Here is a 24088-nt window from a genome sequence, read left to right on the forward strand (position 1 = left end):
CCAAGCTTAGCCTGCCAGTGCAACTCTGACAGGTGCCATTTGACGACAATTCTGGAAAGACTTAGATACCAGTAGCAACGCAAGCACTGTAAGGTTTTCCAGATTTTCTATACCGTTGAGGTGTGGAAGTGGACAAGATGTTCTGATGTGAAGAGTAGGGAGGCTTAGACCTTTCCCTGATGCCGTTAACATTAATTATGAGTGCAAACTTTCCCCTGCTGGGTATCTAAAGTTAGCATTTGCTCTGGGCGGAGAAGGTGTACCGTTTTCGTCAAATCGGTACAGTTTTGCAATGTAGTAATTAGCAAAAGTTTATCTATAACAGCTCCTTATATGTACTGTTAGGTTGAGCTGTACCGTTTTATGTGTACCGGATAAAAGCGGTACACTTGGTTGTTCTATCCGTTCAAAGCTTCATGTTTTGCTACTTTCACATGTGAAAGTGAGTCTCTAATCACTATGCGTTAACTATGGTGAGCAACTTAACGCATAGCGCTTTGTGGCTTGGTGAATAATAGTGAAGCAATGCCTACTCACATTACCGCTTCATTATCTGCTTCTGTAATTCTAAACCATGAATTCAATAGGCTTCTTTTCACGCGAAACTGCCCAAAATGGGCCTGAGCACCGCGCGCCTTTGCGTTGCTCACCCTGCAAACTATTTCTTGATTATTCATTAGCTATCAGGAGTAGTTATGACCGCACAAAAACAATCAAATCAGCTATTAAGCTATCAAGAAGTTTGCAAACTAACGCAACTATCTCAAGCGACGATTCGCCGCTATGTAAAAAGCGGTTCTTTTCCTTCTCCAGTGAATTTATCGCCTCGCTCTCGAGCTGTGAGGTTTCGAGTTGAAGATGTGCAGAAGTGGCTTTTGAGCCTGTGATAGGGAGGTCATATGAAGTTTCGTCATCACCATGATCAACTACAGTATTTCTGCCGTGAGCGAGGTTGGCGTTCGTTGAGCTCTTCGGTCAAGGTTCTTGCTAGAACACGTTCACCTGATCGGAAGTCAGGTTTCAGTGCTTGTATTGAAATCATCAATATGGACAAGCAGACGATTCGAATGATAGTACCTGCCAGAAAGATCATGGGAGGGACCAACTATCAATTAAGAGATGAATTATTTGATACCGGTTTTTGGCTGGAGCCTGAGCAAAATGCATGGAATATGGTCCAGCGCTATTTGCGGGAAGAGCTCAAAGCGGCGGAAACGGCCTTTTGTGTTACAAGAACAGGTTGGCATGACAAGGTGTTCGTTACTCCGGAGAAAAGTTTCGGACGGTCAGATGAGTCCTACTACTTTTCTGGTGGGATGGCAGACTCACTCTGTTTGGCAAAAGGGAGCTTAGCGGAATGGCAAAGCGAAGTCGGTTCTTTGTTGGTCAGCAATCCCTTGCTTATATTTTCTGTTGGCGTCGCTTTGGCCGCGCCGCTGCTCAAGCCAGTAGGGATGGAAAGTGCGGCATTCCATGTGATGGGGCCGTCTTCGTCGGGTAAGTCTGTCACATCGTTTGTCGCTGCGTCTGTTTATGCTGATAAGTCTTATATCAAGTCCTGGAAAACAACCGCTAACGGTATTGAGGCGGTTGCATCAGAGCATCATGACATGTTGCTTGTGTTAGATGAGCTAGGGTTGTGCTCGGCGGAAGAAGCCAGTTCTGCGGCTTATCAAATCGTCAACGGATGTGGGAAGCTGCGAGCCACCGAAACAGGCGGCCTGGCGAATATAGCCAATTGGCGAACGCTGACATTGAGTAATGGAGAAGTTGGCCTGACAGAGCTGATGGAGTCCTCTGGTTATCAAGTGAAAGCTGGTCAGCTCATTAGAGTAATCGAAATTCCTGCCGAAGAGCGCTTTGGCTGTTTTGCGGATCTACACCGCTTTTCCTCACCATCTCAGTTTGCTGAGCACTTAGAAAAGCAGACTCAAAAGTACTTTGGCACTTTGTTCACGGCTTGGATGACGCTTATTTCAGATAAGCCCGATCTGGAAGTCGTTTTACAGCGTGAAATCGAAACGCTGAGGCAGCATTGGTCTAAAAGCAATTATTCAGGTCAGGTTCATCGGGTATTGAAGCGCTTTGTCCTTGTTGGTGTCGCGTTGTCTGTTGCATCACGAAACCAGTTAGTGCCGTGGACTGAAGAAGAGTCGTTGTATTCAGTCTATAACGTTTTTAGTCGTTGGATAGCCCATCGAGGGCATCAGCACAATCAAGAAACGTATGAGGTGTTGAGTGCTTTGAAACAAGCTATTCGGTATTGGGAAAATAAGCTTCCTGAATTCTGCACAAGCAGACAGTCAAAGTTTGGTTACTGGCGGCAGGATGGTGATGACGTCCAGTGGCTTATTCACAAACAAGAGTTTGTTAAGCAGCTACGACTGCGTCGTCAGTACAAGAGTCAATTGAGCCCTTTGATTCACAAAGGGTGGTTTGAAACCAATGAAGATCGTAGAGGAACACTTCGGATTATCGAGAAGAAAAACGGTAGTGAGTTTGATCATCGTTTTTTCGCCTTCTGGCCGGAAAAGATCCTCTCTGAGTTGAAGGAGATGGGTATTGATGAATAGTGCATTTCCCAGTTTTCCCACTCTTCCCTGAAATATTTCAACGAGTGAGGAGGTGATACGATGACAACCAACGAGCAAGTTCTTCTTCAATCCATTCTCGCCAAGATTGATCGTGTTGAGCGCGCTGTTCTGGATCAGCGTTTACAGCAACGAAAGGTGGAGTTGCTTGGGAAGGACATTCTAACCGTTGATGAATGTGCTGCCTTGCTGGGTTTATCAACCAACCAGCTTTATAAGCTGACCAGCTCTGCGGAAATACCATTTTTCAAAATTGGCAAACACCTTCGATTTGAGCGTCAAGCCATAATGAAATGGGTTGAGGAGCAGCGTGTTTCATCTCATTATGAGATCGAAAAAAGGGCAGCAAATTATCTCGCCACCGTTTCTCGTAAGTAATACTTTTATAGCAGCGGCCTTAGGCCGCTGAGTCCCTTTGAAAATTAACGTCGTCAAAAAGCCCGGTGTTACCAATGAACCTTTTGATTAGATTTGTACTGTCAGTGCAGAGTTTGTTTTGCGCTTGATGCGAGTAAATCAACATCATTAAAGGAGTAACATCATGTCAAAAGGTTCAAGTAAATCTGGTGGCCGTCCTCAATCATCACATCCAGGACCAGGTGGAAATTGGCCGTCCACGACAGGTCAAAAATCAGGTGGTGGTCGTGGAAATGCTAAAGGTAAGTAATTGATATTTGGTTTTGAGTTAATATGTACTAAAACCAGATTCAATGTGCAGAGTGCTTGTGCACTCTGTACTTTACTGGAGAAAATGGGGCGTGGGGGATCACTGGTGAGCTGTGTTATGACTGTCAGAAGGAGAAAGACTTGATGGATGGATATGATGATGACGATGACTAGGCATTCCTTCCCAACTCTTGGTGAAGCGGTAAAGTTTGTCTTCAACAGTACTGGCTTGTTGGCACAGAAACACAGTCAATCAGTGATACTGGATGACGAAGCAAAGAAAAAAAATATCCAAACTAAGCTAAACAGATTAGCCAAGGAAGATGGTGATCTTGATAAAACCCTTGAGGAGCTTGAGGTTTACTTAATTGGCTTGGTGTATGAAGCGACTCAAGACCCACGGGTTAGTGAAGCACTTCTAGCAAGTGCGAGAGATTTGTATCAGTCCTACAGAGCCACGTTAAGTGATGAAGGTACCTATCTTTCAAGACAGAAAACGATCAAATGGCTTATTGAATACCGTTTGGCTGATCTTGTTATTAAGTCTGCGCATAAATATGCGTTGATGTATGGTGCAGCTGTGAGCAGTTTAAAAGCACCTTGCGAAATTGATTGGTGGTTGCCCACATTTTCGGGAGAGCATGTTTGCTGGCCGTTAGAAAAAGTTTGGCGTTGGATTTATCAAGAATGCGGAACGAATCAAAGTCGATTTCATAATCCTTCAAATTTAGATGGAAGGGCGAGCCAAAATTTGGAAAACGTATCTCGTTGGTTTAACCGAGGACGATTACCCAGTTGGGGAGAGCTACAGAAGAACTTTGAGTATTCGGTTGAGCAACTGGCAAGTTGCGGTGACAAGCGACATGGCAGAAAACTGAGTGCCGAAGATGTTCATCGCTTCACATGTATTCTGTTTCTTGCTCGACTATCGACTGATATTTTTCAGCAGATAAATTCTGCTTTCGGGAGCAGCTTTATTCAACGCTTGGTTGTTCAAATGAAAGCTCAAAACCGTAGAATGGTTAAGTTAAATCAAGAGCTTAAAAAATTGATTTCCGTTGAGTTGTTTGAGATTGGTCCCTTAACTCCACAGCAACACTACGAGTTTTGGTTTCAAAAAGTGGATTTGTACTGGAGGCAGTATGCTCAGCATCTAGCCCAGGACGCAAGTATATTTCAATCGATATTGATAGAGCGAAAAGGCTCTCCGTTTTCACTATCAGAAGTTAAAAGGCTTAGGTGGCGATTTGATGCTTATTTTCTTGCCATGTGTCTAAGGGTGCACCACAAACAAATAGATTCAGATAAGAAAAGCTTTATGCTGAAGTACATGGATGGCGGAAGGCGGAGAAAGTCATCAACCTTATCACTCACGGATATTCAAGACTATCAGCGCAGTATCGATGACGCTGGACATGGTGATACTTTGCACTGGATGGTTGAATGGATGTTCGCTACATATTTTTACCGAAAAGACGATCATCGTTCAGCCTTAGGGCACTATAAAAAAGCGTTTGAGCTTTCCAAGCATAGCGTGGGTCGGGATACGTATCTACTCGTGAACCAATTTGCTGAGTGTTGTGCAAAAAATGACAAATGGCGCGAGTTTAAGAAGTTAGTCGCTTGGGCTTGCCATCAGAAGGTAGAGATTCGCTGGCATAGAGGATTTGATGAGTCCGAAGATGCTGTGAAGGGAGCCTTTGAAATGTTAAAAATCGCTAATTATCCAATCCTATGACTTCAAATTAAGGTGATAGTGAGCAATGTCACCATCACCAGAATAAACGAGTCTTAGGTCGCTGAATCCTTTCCAGAAGAAGCAAAAATATCGGGGAATGTGAGCATGGCTTCCATCCTACGTTGTTCTATGATGTCAGCGTAGATCTCGGTTGTCTTGAGTTCGCTGTGGCCGAGCAGTTTCGATACTGCGTATATATCGATTCCTCGGCTAAGCTGAATTACAGCAAAGGTATGACGACCAGCATGGAATGTAACGTGCTTACTTATTCCAGCAGCCAGAGCCCATCTAAGCAGTTCTACATTTATATAAGAAGAGTATTTCAATCCCTTGAATACGCGCTCGTGAAAGGCTTTGGGGCTACCCAAAAGTGATTCTGCTGACTTTGGTATGTCTAAATACTGAAGGCTCTTAGCATCGCCGTGAGAGAGTTTGACCTGGTCGAAGATAATTCGTTTGTGATTATTGAATGTCTCTATTTCTGACCAAGTAAGTCGATGGATATCGCACCAACGCATCCCCGTTGCACATGAGAACAAAAACGCACGTTTAAGGACTGGGTAGCGACATTCTGTATGAGCTAACGCGTTGACCTCATCCAGTGTTAAATAAACCCGCTTAGTCGTTTTCGCTTTGATACTGGTCACTTGTGAAAGCGGGTTATCGCGAATAATACCTTCTCGATGTGCTTCGTTGATCGCCGCACGAACTTTATTGAAGTAGGAGCTTTGTGTATTGCGAGATAACGGTGTATCACTTTTGGTTTTCGCTTCATTGGTTAGGTAATACTTAAACCCGTCTAACCAGTCTTTATCCAGTTCATCAAAACTAAGATCATGTTTCCCGCAGTAGAACAGTAGGTGCTTACGAGCTGAAAGCCAGATTGAATGGTTGGAGGTTGAGGTGGTTTGTTCTTTGATGTCAATTTGCCGTTGAAAGTAATCAATGAAGCTAGCTGAGAGCTTGGTTCGATCCTCAAAACCATGCTTCTGAGATTGCCACTCAACCAGTCGTTTACTCTTAATGGTTTCGGCGAGAAGCATATGCTCTTTGTTGTGTTGGCGCTGGGTGGGTGTTTTAGGTTTGTCGTGAACGTACAGGTCTAAAGTTTCGTAGCTGCGTTTACGTTTATTTTGGCGTCCACCTAGTGTGTTTGTGGCATAACCATGATCATAAACTAAACGTAGTGAGCGTGTGCCATCAGCTCTAAGTGTTCGTTTTTGAATGGAAATTTTCATTTTAGACTCCATTTGGGCCCCAATCAGTGCGAGTAGCATGTCATGGAGCCCAAATGGGGACTAGATTTGGCAATTAACGGCAACGGATGGAAACAAACGGCAAATGACGATCTAATAAAATCAGTGTGTTATCTACCGTTGCTTGCTGTTGTTTTCCGTTATTTGCCCACTTTACTTCCCGATACAGAATGAAGAGAATATACGACCTAAAAGATCATCTGAGCTGAACTCACCAGTAATCTCATTAAGATGCTGTTGGGTGATACGTAGCTCTTCCGCCAAGATCTCTCCTGCCATGTAACCTTCAAGCTGTTGTTTGCCGATATCTAGGTGATCCGATGCTCTTTCTAAGGCGTCCAAGTGACGGCGACGTGCCATGAAGCCACCTTCATGGCCACCAGCAAAGCCCATGCATTCTTTTAGATGGCTACGTAGTGCATCGATACCTTCGCCTGTTTTAGCTGATAAGCGAATCAAGGTCGGATCGTTAACGTGACAAATTCCTAGCTCTTCATTGGTTTGGTCCGCTTTATTGCGAATCACCGTCATGCCTATGTTATTTGGTAAACGATCAACGAAATCTGGCCAAATATCTTTTGGATCAGTGGCACCTGTAGTCGTTCCGTCCACCATAAATAAAACACGGTCTGCCTGAGAAATTTCTTCCCAAGCGCGTTCTATACCGATTCTTTCTACTTCATCGGAAGCATCACGTAGGCCTGCGGTATCGATAATATGCAATGGCATGCCATCGATATGGATATGTTCACGAAGCACATCTCGTGTGGTACCGGCAATATCGGTCACAATCGCAGACTCTTTGCCTGATAGTGCGTTCAATAGACTGGATTTCCCAGCGTTTGGACGGCCTGCTATCACCACCTTCATACCTTCACGCATGATTGCGCCTTGGTTGGCTTCTTGGCGTACGGATTCGAGGTTGTCGATGATAGCCTGTAAGTCAGCACTTACTTTGCCGTCAGCAAGGAAATCGATTTCTTCTTCAGGGAAGTCGATCGCTGCTTCAACATAGATTCGCAGATGAATCAGTGAATCGACCAGCGTGTTAATGCGCTTAGAGAACTCACCTTGTAGTGATTGAAGCGCCGATTTTGCTGCTTCTTCTGAACTTGCATCAATTAAGTCAGCAATCGCTTCGGCTTGCGTTAAGTCCATTTTGTCGTTCAAGAAGGCACGCTCAGAGAACTCACCTGGACGCGCGGCACGTAGGCCTGAGATAGTTAGGATGTGTTTGATTAGCATGTCCATAACCACTGGGCCACCGTGGCCTTGCAGCTCTAACACGTCTTCGCCAGTGAACGAATGTGGGTTAGGGAAGTAAAGCGCGATACCTTGGTCGAGCTCGATGCCATCGGCAGATTTGAAAGGCAAGTACTCAGCGTAGCGAGGCTTAAGTGTTTTTCCTGTTAGTTCTAGGGCAACCTGAGTCGCCAATGGGCCGGAAACGCGGATAATACCGACGCCACCACGTCCGGGCGCGGTCGCTTGAGCAACAATCGTATCTGTAGTCATAGGTGTGCCTGCTAGCATGTGAAGGCCAAAAAGGGGCGTTCACGATTAATCAATTAGCTGAATTGTAATCAGCTAAAAACAAAAAGGCGACCTTTTGGTCGCCTTTCTTTATCTCTTTCTATTCTTGAACTTACTTAGAATGTAAGCCTTTCTTTTCCAGCGCGCGGTAGATAAGCGTTTGCTGAATCAGAGTTACGATGTTCGATACTAGCCAGTAAAGAACCAGACCTGAAGGGAAGAACAGGAAGAAGAATGTGAACATAACCGGCATAAAGGTCATGATCTTCTGCTGCATTGGATCCGTTACCGTTGTCGGGCTCATCTTCTGGATTAGGAACATTGAAGCACCCATCAGAAGTGGCAAGATGTAGTATGGGTCTTGCGCTGAAAGGTCAGTAATCCAACCGAAAAACGGTGAGTGACGCAGTTCTACAGACTCCATTAATGCCCAGTATAGCGAAATAAATATAGGCATTTGTAAGATGATAGGTAAACAGCCACCTAGTGGGTTTACTTTCTCTTTCTTGTACAATTCCATCATTTCTTGGCTCATGCGTTGACGGTCGTCGCCAATACGCTCACGCATTGCAGTCAGTTTAGGCTGAAGCATGCGCATTTTCGCCATAGATGTGTACTGGGCTTTCGTTAGTGGGTACATAGCACCACGAACGATAAATGTTAGACAGATGATTGCCAGACCCCAGTTCACAACGATGCCTTGAATGAACGAAAGCAGAGTATGAAGTGGTTTAGCAATGAACCACAACCAACCGTAGTCAACTACTAGGTCTAGGCTTGGTGCAACAGCAGCCATTTGATCTTGAAGTTTAGGACCAACCCAAAGTGTTGCTTTGAAGCTCGCTTCGTCGCCAGTCGCGATGGTCTTGTTCGGCATGCGCACACCGATGTCACCAAGGTTTCCGATTACACGAGTGTAAAGGTTGCTGCCTGCTTCGTCGCGTGGGATCCATGCACTTGCAAAGTAGTGTTGAATCATCGCAGCCCAACCCTGACCATTTGCTAGGTTAAGAGACAGGTTGCGATCTTGCATGTCGTCGAAGCTGTATTTTTTGTAACGCGTATCTTCCGTAGAGTAAGCACCACCACGGTACGTTGGCATGGTTAGGCTACCGCCGTCATCCATAACGTTTTGACGTAGGTGAGCGTACATGCCGAATGTCGCGTTGTTACCAGAATTGTTGATTACATCGTATTCAACGTCAATCGCGTAGCTGCCGCGCTTAAGTACGAATGTTTTTGTGTAATCAAGGCCGTTCGCTTGGTAAGTCATTGGGATGCGTAGTTCATCTTGACCTTCAGCTAGAGTAAAGCTGTCTGCTGAAACCGTATAGCTAGGGCGGTTCGTGCTGCTTAAATCGATACCTTGAGGACCCACTAGACCGCTTTGAGCGATAAATTGGTGACCAGGTTCGTTTTTAAGAAGAACAAAAGTGTCTTCAGAATCGAACTCAGCAGAGTAATCATTAAGGTTCGCTTTAACGACATCACCACCAACCGTATCAATTGACAGCGTCAGTACATCAGTTGTTACTGTGATAGCTTTTGCAGCAGCAACTTGACCTGGAGCTGGGTCTAGATCATCTGCATAAGATGGTGCTGGTAGTGTGCTGCCAGATTGTGCCTGCTCAACCGCTTGTGGAGCTGGGTTCTTCGCTACGTTCCATTGTTGGAAAAGTAGGAAAGAAACCAAAGCCAATGCGATTAACAGGATATTACGTTGAGAATCCATCGTTATTTATCTCTGTCTTGTTTTGGGACTGGTGGAACGGGGTCAAAGCCACCTTCATTCAAAGGATGGCATTTTAATAGACGTTTGCCTGATAACCAACACCCTTTTACAAAACCGTGAGCTTTCAACGCTTCTATCGCATATAAAGAGCAGGTTGGAGTAAATCGGCAGCGTGGGCCGATGAGTGGACTAATAAACCATCTATAAAAATAGATGGGTATTAGCGCTATCCACGCGAAGGGCGAGACAGGCGAAGCCATAATTTGTCGAGTAGCTTGAACATTTCTTCATTGCTTAAATCTTGCGCGCTCTTTTTAGCGATTACAACAAAATCTTTGTTAGGGAGTTTGTGTTGAGTGTTACGAAAGCTTTCACGAGTAAGACGCTTGAATCGATTACGACCCACGGCGGTTTTAATCTGCTTTTTCGGAACGGCTAATCCAAGACGAGGATTTGAAAGAGAGTTATTTCGAGCAATGATGGTGAAATGAGGGGAGCCAGCTCGATGAGCTTGCTTGAAGACATTTTGATAATGTTCGGGAGTTAACAAGCGTAACTCCCGACCGAAGGCTAGCTTATTCAAAATAATCAAAGATTACTTAGAAAGACGCTTACGGCCTTTTGCACGACGTGCATTGATTGTTGCGCGACCGTTCTTAGTAGCCATGCGAGCACGGAAACCGTGTGTACGCTTACGCTTTAGAACTGTAGGTTGAAAAGTGCGTTTCATTGTAATTACCTTACTGATCAGTAGTTTTAGGTTTTTGTTAAACCCGGCGTGGGTATTTTTTCTCTTCTTTATATAAGAAAGGAAAACCGACGCCTCTCAACAAAGAGGCGGAATTGTAATCACTGTCACAAAAAGTGTCAATGATTGGGTTAACTAAAATTCCGGTCGGGGGATTATACGTAGAATAACTAAAATCACAAGGATCCTTAGTCGATCCCAACCTTGTTTAAGAATTTCTTTAATTTAGGATCCTGTGGATTACCAAAAATATCCTGTGGAGATCCCTGTTCGACAATGTGGCCATCAGCCATGAAGATCACTCTATCTGCGACCTCTCTCGCGAACTGCATTTCATGGGTAACCACCAGCATGGTTTGATGCTGATTTGCTAATTTTTTCATTAGGTTAAGTACTTCGCCAACCCACTCAGGATCAAGCGCTGATGTAGGTTCATCAAACAACAAAAGTTCTGGCTGAAGTGCCATCGCTCGGCCAATACCAACCCGTTGCTGCTGGCCTCCAGAGAGCGCTGCTGGGTAACTGTCCGATCTGTCACCTAAACCAATGTCATCGAGTATTTGTTGCGCTTTTTCATGGGCTTGTTTACTTTTCCAACCTCGAACAGTAATCAAACCTTCAGCAATGTTCTGCCTCGCGGTTTGGTGAGCAAATAGCGCATAATTTTGGAACACAAACCCCGTCTTACGACGCAGTGCAAGCACCTCTGATTTGGTATGCTTCTGAACATCCACCTTGATATCATCGATCGAAATCGTACCTTGATCGGCTTGCTCTAGAAAATTAACACAACGCAGTAAGGTAGATTTACCAGTACCACTTGAACCTATGATGACAATGATCTCGCCTTGCTTTATTTCTAGGTCGATCCCTTTCAATACTTCAGTGTCACCAAATTGTTTGTGGATATTTTGTAATTTGATCATCGTACGTACGCCTTATTCAGTTTCACTTCGGCCCAAATTTGAATACGAGTAAGGATAACCACCACGCCCCAATAAATCAGCGCTACCGCTAAGAAAGCTTCGAAGAAGCGAAAACTTGAAGAGGCTTCCATCTGAGCTTTAGCCATGATTTCAGCGACACCTAAAGTGAAAGCAAGCGAAGTCGACTTAATCATGTCAATGAAGTAGTTCATCAACGACGGCAATGCGACGCGGGTTGCTTGAGGTAAGATGATTCGACGCATCGCTTGACTGGTTGTCATGCCCACAGATAGGCTGGCTTCCATTTGACTACGGTCAATACCGATAATCGCTGCACGAATACTTTCTGCCATGTAGGCGGCAAAGTGCAGAGTTAAGCCTATGACGGCTGCGCTGAAGGCATCTAGACCAACCATCCACGGGAACACTTGTGGTAAGCCGTAATAAAGAAGAAATAACTGTACTAGCAGTGGGGTGCCGCGAAAGAAGCTGATGTACAGTTGGCTCAACTGATCGAGTACTGGGATTTTGAATACACGAATGTTTGCCAGTATCAAAGAGAGAATCAGAGCAAAGAACAAACCCCAAGTTGCCATCTCCATGGTCGTGCCAAGATACTTCAGCAGTATTGGCAGCAGCTCTAGCATGTAGTTAAAATCAAATCCCATAATCTATCTCATATTTTTATTGGAAGTGTTGTTCTATTTGGAAATACTGTTATATCAGGCTTTTAATCAGTAATACAAAAACAAAAAGCCCACCGCTGTATAAAGCAGTGGGCCTTAAATGGAACGAGTGAGTTATTACTTTTGGGTAATATCCGCCCCAAACCATTTCTGAGAGATACCTTCTAGCGTGCCATCGGCGCGCATTGTTGCTAATGCTTGGTTTACTTCAGCTTGCAGTTTTTTACCCTTGTCGTTGTCAACGAAAGGCCAAGCGTTTTCAATGGTTTCGAATGGCTGACCTGCTAGCTGCAATGGTAGACCTGTCTTCTTAATAAGCTCTAGTGCTGAAAGGCGATCCATTACGAATGCATCGGCACGGCCGAGTGCTACATCATGTTCAATACCTGTATCGTAGGTTTTTACATTGATTTTGCCATCTTTGTCGTAGCTGCGAAGCAGTTGTTCGAAGTTTGAACCCAGGTTTACCGCAACCGTCTTGCCATGTAAGTCTTCGATGCCTTTGATGCTGTCGTTACCTTTACGAACGGTAATCTGTGCGCCATCTACTACGTATGGGTCTGCGAATAGATATTTCGCTTTACGTGCATCCGTCATTGTAATTTGGTTTGAGATCGTATCAATTCGACCCGTTTCAAGAAGACCAAACAGACCTGAAAAGTTTGCAGTCACGTATTCGATCTTGTAGTCGTTACGTTTACCAATCTCATCCCATAAATCCACTTCAAAACCTTGTAGCTGGTCTTGTTTAACGAAAGTGAACGGGAAGTAGCGACCAGACATGCCGACTTTAACTTCAGTCGCAGCTTGAACAGTAGCAGCAGAGAGTGCGATAGCCGCAATTGCAGCCTTAACCCAGTTATTCATTTGGTAACTCCTTATATTTATGGGATTGGATGTTACTGTGAAATGGCTCAATAGAATAAATAACCAGATGTTATTAACCATAACTATATCGTATTCTAATTTGGGGATAACTCGCAAGGATCCGGGCATAAGTAGATCATTGTGTGAGTAAATTAGGGGCAAGATGTGTGGATCTAACTCTTTTCATCCAACTTACTGTGAATAACTTGGATCTTATTCGCTGAATTAGTGATCAATCACTGGCGATCTTACTTATCAACAGGTAAAATCAACGGTCATTTCACATAACTTAAATAGAGTGGGGCACCGTGTCATCTTCGCTTTGGTTGCAGTGTTTGCAACAGCTTCAAGAAGAGTTACCAGCTACAGAATTCAGTATGTGGGTTCGTCCGCTACAAGCGGAGCTCAATGACAATACTCTAACTCTATTTGCACCGAACCGGTTTGTACTTGATTGGGTTCGCGATAAGTATCTAAATAGCATTACCCGTTTGCTGCGAGAACATTGCGGTCATGATATTCCGCATCTTCATTTTGAGATTGGAAGTAAACGAGCCACTGCGACAAAACCTGAGACTATCGCCCCTGCTAGGACACGTACAGCTGCTGATGTAGCTGCTGAATCGTCGGCACCTGCGCAGTTACAAGCTCGTAAGCCTGTCCATAATATCTGGCGTGATGAAGAGCCTGTCGCGGTTGACTTGAATCACCGTTCAAACGTAAACCCAAAACATATGTTCAATAACTTTGTTGAGGGTAAATCAAACCAATTGGGTTTAGCGGCGGCACGTCAGGTTTCAGATAATCCAGGAACGGCCTATAACCCATTGTTTTTATATGGTGGTACTGGTTTAGGTAAAACGCACTTGTTGCATGCTGTAGGTAACGCCATTGTTGATAACAAACCAAACGCTAAAGTGGTGTACATGCACTCTGAGCGCTTTGTTCAGGACATGGTAAAGGCGCTACAAAATAACGCGATTGAAGAATTTAAGCGCTACTACCGCAGTGTTGATGCGCTGCTTATCGATGATATCCAATTCTTCGCCAATAAAGAGCGCTCTCAAGAAGAGTTCTTCCATACTTTTAATGCGCTGCTTGAAGGTAACCAACAGATCATCCTAACGTCTGACCGTTATCCAAAAGAGATCAACGGGGTTGAGGATCGTCTAAAATCTCGCTTCGGTTGGGGTTTGACGGTTGCGATTGAGCCACCAGAGCTTGAGACTCGTGTTGCGATCTTGATGAAGAAAGCAGAAGACCACCAAATTCACCTTGCGGATGAAGTGGCATTCTTTATTGCTAAGCGTTTACGCTCTAACGTTCGTGAGCTAGAAGGCGCATTGAACCGTGTTATTGCGAATGCAAACTTCACTGGCCGCCCGATCACTATCGATTTCGTGCGTGAAGCACTGCGTGACCTACTTGCACTGCAAGAAAAGCTGGTCACTATTGATAACATTCAAAAGACAGTAGCCGAGTACTACAAAATCAAAGTCGCTGATCTATTGTCTAAGCGTCGTTCTCGTTCTGTTGCTCGTCCACGTCAATTGGCGATGGCACTGGCTAAAGAGCTGACTAACCACAGTTTGCCTGAGATTGGCGATGCATTCGGTGGTCGTGACCACACGACGGTACTGCATGCTTGTCGTAAGATTGCTCAGCTGCGTGAAGAGAGCCACGACATTAAAGAAGACTATTCGAACTTGATTCGTACCCTTTCTTCTTAATACACAGTATTCTTAACCTTAATAAGCCGAACTTTGGCCACGTACTATTACGCAGTGCCATTTAGACCGTAAGAGCAAGATATGAAATTTACCATTGAACGTAGTCATCTGATTAAGCCATTACAACAAGTATCTGGCGCACTCGGTGGCAGGCCAACGCTTCCAATTCTAGGAAACCTACTGATTAAAGTAGAAGATAACGTGTTGTCGATGACAGCGACGGATCTAGAAGTTGAACTGATCAGCCGTGTAACGCTTGAAGGTGATTTCGAAGCGGGCAGCATTACCGTACCTTCACGTAAATTCCTAGATATCTGCCGTGGATTGCCAGACAGCTCAGTGATCACTGTGGTATTGGATGGTGACCGTATTCAGGTTCGCTCTGGTCGTAGCCGCTTCTCATTAGCAACATTACCTGCGGCAGACTTCCCAAACATAGAAGACTGGAGCAGTGAAGTTGAAGTGTCTGTGACACAAGCTGAATTGCGCGGTCTTATCGAGAAAACACAATTCTCAATGGCGAACCAAGACGTTCGCTACTACCTCAACGGTATGTTGTTCGAGATTGAAGGTTCGATCCTGCGCAGTGTGGCGACTGATGGTCACCGTATGGCAGTATCTCAAGCGCAACTTGATGCCGATTTTGCTCAGAAGCAGATCATTGTTCCACGTAAAGGTGTTCAAGAGCTAGTCAAGCTGTTGGATGCACCTGAACAGCCTGTAACGCTGCAAATTGGTAACTCTAATGTACGCGCTGAAGTGAACAACTATGTATTCACTTCTAAGCTTGTTGATGGTCGTTTCCCTGATTATCGCCGCGTAATGCCGCAGAATACCACCAAGACATTAGAAGCCGGCTGCGATGAGTTACGTTCAGCGTTTTCTCGCGCGGCGATTCTGTCGAATGAAAAATTCCGTGGTGTTCGCGTTAACCTTGTCGATAGCGAGATGCGTATTACCGCGAACAACCCAGAACAAGAAGAAGCCGAAGAGGTGTTAGACGTCACCTTCTACGGTGACGCGCTAGAAATTGGCTTCAACGTAAGCTACGTATTGGATGTGCTGAACACACTGCGTTGTGAACAGGTTCGTATATCAATGTCAGATGCCAATGCGAGTGCTTTGATTGAGAATGCGCAAGATGACAGCGCGATGTACGTTGTTATGCCAATTCGTTTATAAGCGTTGTTTGTGAATCAACCATGCTTACTGACCAACAACGTTTACCTACTGTGTTGTGATTGAAGATTAATATGAAGACGCTATGCCTTTATCGCGCTTAATCGTTAAGCAGTTTAGAAATATTGAAGCCTGTGACATTCAACCGTCATCAGGCTTTAACTTTCTTATAGGGGCTAACGGAAGCGGCAAAACCAGTGTCCTTGAAGCGGTCTATCTGCTCGGGCACGGTCGCTCATTCAAAAGTTCTCTAACTGGTCGTATCATCCAAAACGAGTGCAGTGAACTGTTTGTACATGGCCGTTTTATGACCTCGGACCAATTTGAGCTGCCAATTGGCATTAATAAGCAGCGTGATGGCTCGACAGAGGTTAAAATAAGCGGCCAAACCGGACAAAAGTTGGCTCAGTTAGCGCAAGTCTTACCTTTGCAGTTGATTCACCCGGAAGGGTTTGATTTACTGACGGATGGACCTAAACATCGCCGTGCATTCATTGATTGGGGAGTTTTCCACAGTGAGTCAGGTTTTTATGATGCTTGGGGCAGGGTAAAGCGGCTCAATAAACAGCGAAACGCATTATTGAAAACAGCCACGCATTATCGAGAGCTGAGCTATTGGGATCAAGAACTGGCCCGTTTAGCTGAAAACATCAGTCATTGGCGTGCCACCTATGTTGAGCAACTTAAAGAAGTCGCCGAAGAGATCTGTGCGACCTTCTTGCCAGAGTTTGAGATAAAGATTAACTATTATCGTGGCTGGGAAAAAGACACGCCATACGCTGAGATACTAGAGAAGAATTTTGAAAGGGATCAGCAGCTTGGTTACACATTTAGTGGGCCAAACAAAGCAGATCTAAAGATAAAAGTGAACGGCACTCCAGTGGAAGATGTCTTGTCACGAGGTCAGTTGAAGTTGATGGTGTGCGCGTTGCGAGTAGCACAAGGGCAACACCTCACTCAAATGACAGGAAAGCAATGTATCTATTTAATAGATGACTTTGCTTCCGAATTAGATAGCCAACGCCGCGCACGTCTTGCTGAGTGCTTAAAGGCGACCGAGGCTCAAGTTTTTGTAAGCTCTATTACCGCTGATCAGATTGCAGATATGCATGATGAAAATAGCAGGATGTTTCATGTGGAACATGGCAAAATAGAGCAAGGATAATTAGTCAGAGAGTAACTATGTCAGATAATTACGATTCATCGAGTATTAAAGTACTGAAGGGTCTGGATGCGGTACGTAAGCGTCCTGGAATGTACATTGGCGACACGGATGATGGTACCGGTCTGCACCACATGGTTTTTGAGGTGGTAGATAACTCTATTGATGAAGCGCTAGCTGGTCACTGTAATGACATCATTGTAACTATCCATGAAGATAGCTCTGTGTCGGTTCGCGATGACGGCCGTGGTATTCCAACAGAATTACACTCAGAAGAGAATGTGTCTGCTGCAGAAGTTATCATGACGGTTCTTCATGCTGGTGGTAAGTTTGATGATAACTCGTACAAAGTATCTGGTGGTCTGCACGGTGTTGGTGTTTCAGTAGTAAACGCACTTTCTAAGCAAGTTACTCTTACTATCCACCGTGGTGGAAAAATTCACACTCAAACATATAACCATGGTGAACCTCAGGCACCACTTGCTATTGTAGGTGATACGGATAGAACCGGAACGGAGATTCGTTTCTGGCCAAGTGAAGAAACATTCACCAATATTGAGTACCATTACGACATCTTAGCTAAGCGTCTACGTGAACTGTCATTCTTGAATTCGGGTGTATCAATCAGGCTGATTGATGAGCGTGAAGAAGACAAAATGGATCACTTCGAATATGAAGGCGGCATTCAAGCGTTTGTTGAACATCTTAATACCAACAAGACCCCAATTATTCAAAAGATCTTTCACTTCGATTCTGAGCGTGATGATGGCATTACCGTCGAAGTTGCGATGCAGTGGAACGATGGTTACCAAGAAAACATTTACTGTTTCACCAATAATATCCCTCAGCGTGATGGTGGTGCTCACTTAGCGGGTTTCCGTTCAGCACTGACCCGTACTTTAAATAGTTTTATGGATAAAGAAGGCTTCTCTAAGAAAGCGAAGACTTCAACATCCGGTGATGATGCTCGTGAAGGTTTGACGGCGATTGTTTCAGTGAAAGTGCCGGATCCTAAGTTTTCAAGCCAAACCAAAGATAAGCTGGTTTCTTCTGAAGTGAAGTCTGCAGTTGAATCTACAATGGGTGAGAAACTATCTGAGTTCCTGATTGAGAACCCAGGTGAAGCGAAAATTGTTTGTTCGAAAATTATCGATGCAGCACGTGCTCGTGATGCAGCGCGTAAAGCTCGTGAGATGACACGTCGTAAAGGTGCATTAGATTTAGCGGGTCTTCCAGGTAAACTTGCTGACTGTCAGGAAAAAGATCCTGCACTGTCTGAACTATACATTGTGGAAGGAGACTCTGCTGGCGGTTCAGCTAAGCAGGGGCGTAATCGTAAGAACCAAGCAATTTTACCGCTTAAAGGTAAAATCCTTAACGTAGAGAAAGCACGTTTCGACAAAATGTTGTCTTCACAAGAAGTTGCAACGCTAATCACAGCCCTTGGTTGTGGTATTGGCCGCGACGAATACAACCCAGACAAACTGCGTTACCACAACATCATCATCATGACCGATGCCGATGTCGATGGTTCTCACATACGTACATTGCTCTTGACGTTCTTCTACCGTCAAATGCCGGAACTGATAGAACGTGGTTACATCTATATTGCTCAGCCACCACTTTTCAAAGTGAAAAAAGGTAAGCAAGAGCAATACATCAAAGATGAAGATGCAATGAATCAGTATCAAGTATCTTTAGCTTTAGACAACGCAGCATTGCATGTGAACTCTGAAGCACCAGCGTTTGCTGGTGAAGGATTAGAGAAGCTTGTTCTGCAATACAATGCCGGTATTAAGCTTGTTGATCGTATGAGTCGCCGTTACCCACGTGCACTTATCCATGAATTGATTTATATGCCACGCTTAACCGCTGAGCAGTGTCATGATGAAGTGGCTGTTGAAGCTTGGGGTAAGCAGCTTGTAGAGCAGCTCAACGCGAAAGAAACGGGTGCTAGCCAATACAATCTTGAGGTTGAAAAGCACGAAGACCTAGGAATAAGTGTTCCTAAGATTGTCGTGCGTACACACGGTGTAACTCATGAGCATTTGTTAAGTATTGACCTAATCAACTCGAAAGAATTTAGTAAATTATCGGATTTATCTGAAGCGCTTGATGGTTTGATTGAAGAAGGTGCTTATATTAAACGTGGTGAGCGAACTCAAGCGGTAACGAGTTTTGTTGAAGCAGTGAACTGGTTGGTTAAAGAGTCTCGTCGTGGTTTAAGCCTGCAACGATACAAAGGTCTAGGTGAGATGAACCCAGATCAGCTTTGGGAGACCACAATGGATCCTGAAAGTCGTCGTATGATGCAAGTAACGATCGAAGATGCGGTTGGCGCAGATCTGTTGTTTACTACGCTGATGGGTGATCAAGTTGAGCCGCGTCGTAACTTCATCGAAGAGAATGCATTGAAGGTAGCTAACCTAGACGTTTAGTATCTTTGATACTTCGCTCTTTCGCTTAATTTCTGTGTCAGAGGTGCTCACATACATTCGTATGCTCCGCGCCTCTTCCTTGAACTAAAACGAAATAGCTTCGTCTCAAAAAACTAAATATATTATTTAAAAGACTGCCCGAAATGGCGGTCTTTTTTGTTTTTTAAGCATTTGAAAAATAATGATTTTGGAAAATAATTGAAAATAATCCCTTGAAACTATTTTGTTCAATCCACATATCTAGTTGTGAAGAGGATGACTGTCTTGCTCTACAAGAGAAGAAACAGAACCTTCATAACCGTTGCTAGAGTATCGCTCAATAGAGGATAACTTTGGCAGCACACAACTTAAAAATTGATTCATTGTCATGTCCCAGCGTTGTCGCCAATAGAGGTGAAACCCGAGGAATGCGAATTGAATCTCTTAGCTGTTTACTGGGTCCCACACAGGTTTGATCCAAGTAAAATTCGCAGCTAAGACTATTGCTTACTAAAAGGATAGCATTATGAGAACTGTAGATTTCACTCCACTTTACCGCAACGCAATCGGCTTTGATCGTCTATTCAACATGATGGAAGCGAACTCATCGAAGAACTCTTCTGGCGGTTACCCTCCATACAACATCGAGCAAAAAGACGAGAACAACTACCGTATTACTATGGCCGTTGCTGGTTTTGCTGATGACCAATTAGATCTGACTCAAAAAGAGAACATGCTAATTGTGAAAGGTGAGCGTAAAGCAGAAGCAGAGAAAACCTTCGTATATCAAGGTATTGCAGAGCGCGATTTCGAGCGTAAATTCCAACTGGCTGACTACGTAAAAGTGGTAGGTGCAAGCATGGAAAATGGTCTTCTTCACATCGACCTAGAACGCGAAATCCCAGAAGCGATGCAACCTCGTAAGATTGCTATCAATGGTAATAGCCTACTAGAAGGTTAATTACTGTTAGCTCCATAGAGCTAAAAATATCGGGAAGTAGAAGTGAAAGAGCACCAGTACCTTGAAGAAGGTCGGTGCTCTTTTTGTATTTGACCTGCCGTAAGCCAAAAGCTCTTATTACTGCTCTGAGTAAGCCTTTTTCACTTCTTCAGCAATGATTGAAATGCCTTTCTGCATCGCCTCATCATCTTGCACGTAGTTCATACGTAAGCACTGGTGAGCATGATCCCACTCATCTTCTTGACCGATAAAGAAGTATTCACCCGGAACAATCAGAACGCCACGGGCTTTGAGGCGGTTGTACAGTTCCATTGTGGTGATAGGCAGTTCATCAAACCATAGCCATAAGAAGATAGCGCCTTCAGGTTTGTGGATACGAAAGCGTGGATCGTCGATAGCGTCTTGCAACAGCTCAACCGCGCGTAGAGATTTCTCTTTGTAGAAAGGCTTAATCACTTCGCTGCTTAAACGTAGTAGATCACCCTTCTCAATCATGTGGTTAGCAATCGCAGGACCAACACTACTTGGTGCTAGGCTGATAATGCCATTCATGTTGGTTAGCGCTTGCGTTACTTCTTCACTCGCAATCACGATACCGCAACGCACACCTGGCAAACCAAGCTTAGACAAGCTCATACACAGAATCGTATTTTCGTTCCAGAATGGTTCCACATCTTCAAAGATGATGTTTGGAAATGGCAGGCCGTAAGCGTTATCGATCAGCAGTGGGATATTGTTCTCTCTCGCGAGTTTGTCCAACTTACGCACTTCCTCATCGGTCAGTACGTTACCCGTAGGATTGGTAGGGCGAGAAGCGCAGATAGCCGCGACCGAGTCATCAACCTTGAGTTGTTCAAAATCGACGTGGTATTTGAACTGGCGGTTTTCTAGTAACTCGATCTCTGGGTGGTAAGAGATAAAGATATCATCATCAATACCCGCGTCGCCGTAGCCGATGTATTCCGGTGCGATCGGCAGTAGGATTTTCTTGTGCGAGCCATCAGGCTGTTGGCCTGCTAGCAGGTTGAATAGGTAGAAGAAGCCACTTTGACTGCCATTAGTCAGGCTGATGTTCTTTTCGCTGATGTCCCAACCATAGGTCTCTTTCAGCATTGCCGCTAACGACTTGATGAAGCTGTCTTTGCCCTGCGGACCATCGTAGTTGGCGAGGGCGGCGATGAGTTCTCCACTGGCGAGCATATCGGCACTGGCTTGGTTAAAGTAATCGAGCATGGCTGGGATAGCGGCTGGGTTGCCACCACCGAGCATGATTGCGCCAGGAGTGCGCAGGCCATCATTCAAATCATCCATTAAACGAGTGATTCCAGAGTATCGATTAAACTTTTCGCCAAACTTAGAGAACTGCATTACTTATTTTACCTAATTCATTGTGATTGCTTGTTATGTGTGATTAAGGCAGACCTTATGCCTGCCATCAGTGTATTCCTTGAACATACCGCAATGTTTTTGCGACGCATAGCGCCAAATGCTCTAACACGTAAAAAACTTCTATAAAGTTTGGTTAATGAGTGACAGCTTGCTTACTGAACGTACCTTTAGTGATAAAAAAAAGGAGAAGCCTAAGCTCCTCCTTTGAGTTTCTACGGTTTACTTCAATGAACGTTTATTTCGAACCTGTATAGACAACCAACACCTTGTCGTCTTGGTATTGGCGTTCGAACGCATAGTAGCCCTTGCTGTTACGGATGATGTGCTTGCCTTGCGCAACGGCTGGGTGGCGTTGGCGGAATTGGCCAAACGCTTGCCAGTGTTCTAGCAACTCTGCACGTTCGCCAGTGATTTGATCCCAAGGCATGTCTGAGCGTGTGCCTTGCATAGGGTCGGAACCTGTTGGGCCAAAGTCTCTTGCAATTTCGTCGCCGTAATAGATCTGCACCGCCCCCGGAGCCAGCATCAATGCGTTTGCTGCCTTGGTCTGTTTAGCAAAGTCGCTGCCGTGCTGTGTCCAGAATAGCGAGGTGTCGTGAGACGATAGGTAACTCAGAACGTTGAATTCGCTGTCGTTGTTGATCTTCTCTGCATAACGAAGGTAATCAGCATCGAGATCGGATAGGCATTTAAGCGCCTTAGGTGCGATATCGCTCTGGAATTCAAAGTTGATGATCGAATCAAAGCCGTTAGCAAAATAGTCTGATTTGACCACGCTGTGCGCCCATACTTCACCAGTCATCCAGAAAGGTAAGTCATCCAAGGCCTTGTCTGGGTTGTTCTGCTTCCACTCGGCAAGTGCCTGGTTAGTGCTCTCTTTAAGCTCAGCCCATGCTTCGAGTTCAACGTGTTTAGCGGTATCGACTCTGAAACCATCGACACCATATTCGCGCACCCAATCCGATAACCAAGTGATTAAATGGTCACGAGGTGTTTTGAGTTCATCGGTCGCGCTGGTGGATTTATTACGATAGAAGTTAGGCAGTCCGGTTGTCTCTGTCGATTCTGTTTTGAAATCGGGCAGGTGCGCCAAAGACATGGTGAGGTTATTGTAGCCCGGAGAGTCATAGGCGCCGATATCGCTACGTAGCCAAGCTTTGCCCCACCACTTTTCCCATGCTTCTTTGTCGCTGTAAGAGATGTAGTTGTTGAAGTAGTGCCAGTTCTGACCTTTAGCGGGTTGCCAATCTGTCCAGTTTTCGCCAAGTGTTTGTTTGGCTTCTTCGTCAGTTAGGTTGAGCTTACCAAAATCAAACTCCTGCATGTCGGCAAGCGTTGCATAGCCCGTGTGGTTCATTACCACATCCCAAACAACGCGAATGCCTTTGCTGTGCGCGGTATCGATGAAGTTTTTCAGCTCGTCTTCGGTGCCCATGTTGTCATCGAGCTTGGTCCAGTCTTGATGGTAGTAACCGTGGTAGCCGTAGTGTTTGAAGTCACCGCGATCACCGCCGCCAACCCAGCCGTGGATTTGCTCTAACGGAGACGTTATCCAGATAGCATTAGCACCGAGTGATTCTATGTAGTCGAGTTTTTCGGTTAAGCCGGCCAAGTCACCACCGTGGAAGGTACCGATTTCGTCTTGTCCATCTTGGCTGCGACTATAACTGTTGTCGTTATCAGGATTACCATTATGGAAACGGTCGGTCATTACGAAGTAAACCGTGGCGTTATCCCAACTAAAGTCAGCTTTGGTTTCTGGTTCTACTTTCTCAAGCAGCAGAACACCTTGGCTGTTTTCTGCAGGCTGCATGGTGATGCTGCCATTCGTTACTGTGACTTGTTTGCCTGAAAGAGCGTCTCTTACCACGGTGCCATCATCAAAGGTTTGAGCAACGTCGATGGTGGTGGGCTCGTCACTAGGAACCGGACAAGCAAAGCTTTGTACTTGTTGTTGCTTCGGCTTTATCTGAACCGTCAGCTCATTGGTTTGTGGGTTGAGCGTAAACTGATAGGTGTTAGCGCGAAAGACCTTGATATCTAATTCAGACTTCTCGGCGCAGTCGTCTAGGCGAAGGGGCTTATTGAATTTGATGCGGTTTTCTTCAGCCAACGCATAGTTGGTGCCACAGGTATTTTGAGTATCGCTGATAGAGAAGGTATAGCTACCTTTAGCGAGTTCCTGTTCTGCGATAACAGTGCCTTTTCCTGTCGATTCAAATACGACAGTGTTGTTATCAATCGTCAGCAATAAGCTGTCATCACTGGTTTGGCTGCATGCGCTGAGTGCGAGTATTGAAAGCGCGAGTACTGTTTTTTTCATTGTTCCCTTCCCCTGAATAAACAGGTCAGTTATAGCAAACAATGCCCTCTACAGTCTGAGCGCTGATTCATTCAGATAATCAATAACACCTCTACAAACAAATGCTTGGTTCACAAAAACAAAAAGGGAAGCTTTCGCTTCCCTTTGGGTGTTTACCGTTAGTTACTCAGAGTATGACTTAGAG

General features: G+C 44.9%; 21 protein-coding genes. 10 read left to right on the forward strand and 11 right to left on the reverse strand.

The annotated features are described in order from the left end of the window. Nucleotides 1-695: 695 nt before the first annotated feature. The 5 genes from ACED48_RS13445 to ACED48_RS13465 all read left to right on the forward strand — a co-directional run bounded on the left by ACED48_RS13445 (nt 696) and on the right by ACED48_RS13465 (nt 4995). Entirely contained in the window at nt 696-887 is a 192-nt protein-coding gene (locus ACED48_RS13445) for an AlpA family transcriptional regulator (protein ID WP_017055470.1), read from the forward strand. Nucleotides 888-899: 12 nt separating this feature from the next. After that, nucleotides 900-2573 carry a DUF927 domain-containing protein gene (locus tag ACED48_RS13450; protein WP_017055471.1) on the forward strand — a complete coding sequence of 558 codons (1674 nt, stop codon included), beginning with the start codon at nt 900-902 and terminating at the stop codon, nt 2571-2573. A gap of 60 nt (nt 2574-2633) precedes the next feature. Continuing rightward, nucleotides 2634-2969 carry a helix-turn-helix domain-containing protein gene (locus ACED48_RS13455; RefSeq protein ID WP_017055472.1) on the forward strand — a complete coding sequence of 112 codons (336 nt, stop codon included), beginning with the start codon at nt 2634-2636 and terminating at the stop codon, nt 2967-2969. Between the two features lie 163 nt (nt 2970-3132). Next, the gene (locus ACED48_RS13460; RefSeq protein WP_017055473.1) at nt 3133-3258 is read left to right on the forward strand and encodes a hypothetical protein; all 126 of its coding nucleotides are present in this window, start codon (nt 3133-3135) and stop codon (nt 3256-3258) included. Nucleotides 3259-3411: 153 nt separating this feature from the next. After that, entirely contained in the window at nt 3412-4995 is a 1584-nt protein-coding gene (locus ACED48_RS13465) for a hypothetical protein (protein WP_029626856.1), read from the forward strand. A gap of 53 nt (nt 4996-5048) precedes the next feature. Here the strand turns inward: ACED48_RS13465 and ACED48_RS13470 are convergent, their stop codons facing one another. The 9 genes from ACED48_RS13470 to ACED48_RS13510 form a co-directional block, all read right to left on the reverse strand. After that, nucleotides 5049-6233, reverse strand: coding sequence for a site-specific integrase (locus ACED48_RS13470; protein WP_017055475.1), 1185 nt, complete (start codon nt 6231-6233; stop codon nt 5049-5051). A 171-nt stretch (nt 6234-6404) separates the two neighbouring features. Then, the gene (mnmE, locus tag ACED48_RS13475) at nt 6405-7766 is read right to left on the reverse strand and encodes a tRNA uridine-5-carboxymethylaminomethyl(34) synthesis GTPase MnmE (protein WP_017055476.1); all 1362 of its coding nucleotides are present in this window, start codon (nt 7764-7766) and stop codon (nt 6405-6407) included. A gap of 130 nt (nt 7767-7896) precedes the next feature. Beyond that, nucleotides 7897-9516 carry a membrane protein insertase YidC gene (gene yidC, locus ACED48_RS13480; RefSeq protein ID WP_017055477.1) on the reverse strand — a complete coding sequence of 540 codons (1620 nt, stop codon included), beginning with the start codon at nt 9514-9516 and terminating at the stop codon, nt 7897-7899. Nucleotides 9517-9518: 2 nt separating this feature from the next. Next, a complete protein-coding gene (yidD, locus tag ACED48_RS13485; RefSeq protein ID WP_077681038.1) occupies nt 9519-9776 on the reverse strand; it encodes a membrane protein insertion efficiency factor YidD in 258 nt (85 codons plus the stop codon). Next, entirely contained in the window at nt 9743-10066 is a 324-nt protein-coding gene (rnpA, locus tag ACED48_RS13490) for a ribonuclease P protein component (protein ID WP_017055478.1), read from the reverse strand. Before rnpA ends, yidD begins: the two co-directional genes overlap by 34 nt. Nucleotides 10067-10111: 45 nt before the next feature. Then, a complete protein-coding gene (gene rpmH, locus ACED48_RS13495) occupies nt 10112-10246 on the reverse strand; it encodes a 50S ribosomal protein L34 (protein ID WP_004735800.1) in 135 nt (44 codons plus the stop codon). A gap of 206 nt (nt 10247-10452) precedes the next feature. Beyond that, entirely contained in the window at nt 10453-11190 is a 738-nt protein-coding gene (locus tag ACED48_RS13500) for an amino acid ABC transporter ATP-binding protein (protein ID WP_017055479.1), read from the reverse strand. Further along, nucleotides 11187-11858, reverse strand: coding sequence for an amino acid ABC transporter permease (locus ACED48_RS13505; protein ID WP_017055480.1), 672 nt, complete (start codon nt 11856-11858; stop codon nt 11187-11189). Before ACED48_RS13505 ends, ACED48_RS13500 begins: the two co-directional genes overlap by 4 nt. 135 nt (nt 11859-11993) lie before the next feature. Further along, nucleotides 11994-12743 carry an amino acid ABC transporter substrate-binding protein gene (locus tag ACED48_RS13510; protein ID WP_017055481.1) on the reverse strand — a complete coding sequence of 250 codons (750 nt, stop codon included), beginning with the start codon at nt 12741-12743 and terminating at the stop codon, nt 11994-11996. Nucleotides 12744-13051: 308 nt separating this feature from the next. Here ACED48_RS13510 and dnaA point away from each other — a divergent pair, with 308 nt between their 5' ends. The 5 genes from dnaA to ACED48_RS13535 all read left to right on the forward strand — a co-directional run bounded on the left by dnaA (nt 13052) and on the right by ACED48_RS13535 (nt 20192). Further along, nucleotides 13052-14473, forward strand: coding sequence for a chromosomal replication initiator protein DnaA (gene dnaA, locus ACED48_RS13515; RefSeq protein ID WP_017055482.1), 1422 nt, complete (start codon nt 13052-13054; stop codon nt 14471-14473). An 81-nt stretch (nt 14474-14554) separates the two neighbouring features. Continuing rightward, nucleotides 14555-15655, forward strand: a complete 1101-nt coding sequence (gene dnaN / locus ACED48_RS13520) for a DNA polymerase III subunit beta (RefSeq protein ID WP_017055483.1) — start codon at nt 14555-14557, stop codon at nt 15653-15655. An 82-nt stretch (nt 15656-15737) separates the two neighbouring features. Next, entirely contained in the window at nt 15738-16817 is a 1080-nt protein-coding gene (recF, locus tag ACED48_RS13525) for a DNA replication/repair protein RecF (RefSeq protein ID WP_017055484.1), read from the forward strand. 17 nt (nt 16818-16834) lie between these two features. After that, nucleotides 16835-19252, forward strand: coding sequence for a DNA topoisomerase (ATP-hydrolyzing) subunit B (gene gyrB / locus ACED48_RS13530; protein ID WP_017055485.1), 2418 nt, complete (start codon nt 16835-16837; stop codon nt 19250-19252). Nucleotides 19253-19757: 505 nt separating this feature from the next. Then, nucleotides 19758-20192 carry an Hsp20 family protein gene (locus ACED48_RS13535; RefSeq protein WP_017055486.1) on the forward strand — a complete coding sequence of 145 codons (435 nt, stop codon included), beginning with the start codon at nt 19758-19760 and terminating at the stop codon, nt 20190-20192. 117 nt (nt 20193-20309) lie between these two features. Here ACED48_RS13535 and ACED48_RS13540 read toward each other — a convergent pair whose 3' ends face one another. Both ACED48_RS13540 and ACED48_RS13545 read right to left on the reverse strand, forming a co-directional pair. Further along, nucleotides 20310-21560, reverse strand: coding sequence for a valine--pyruvate transaminase (locus tag ACED48_RS13540; protein WP_017055487.1), 1251 nt, complete (start codon nt 21558-21560; stop codon nt 20310-20312). A gap of 256 nt (nt 21561-21816) precedes the next feature. Next, a complete protein-coding gene (locus tag ACED48_RS13545) occupies nt 21817-23904 on the reverse strand; it encodes an alpha-amylase (protein WP_017055488.1) in 2088 nt (695 codons plus the stop codon). Between the last annotated feature and the right edge of the window lie 184 nt (nt 23905-24088).

This window comes from Vibrio sp. 5S239 (assembly GCF_041439575.1).
Lineage (GTDB): Bacteria > Pseudomonadota > Gammaproteobacteria > Enterobacterales > Vibrionaceae > Vibrio > Vibrio kanaloae.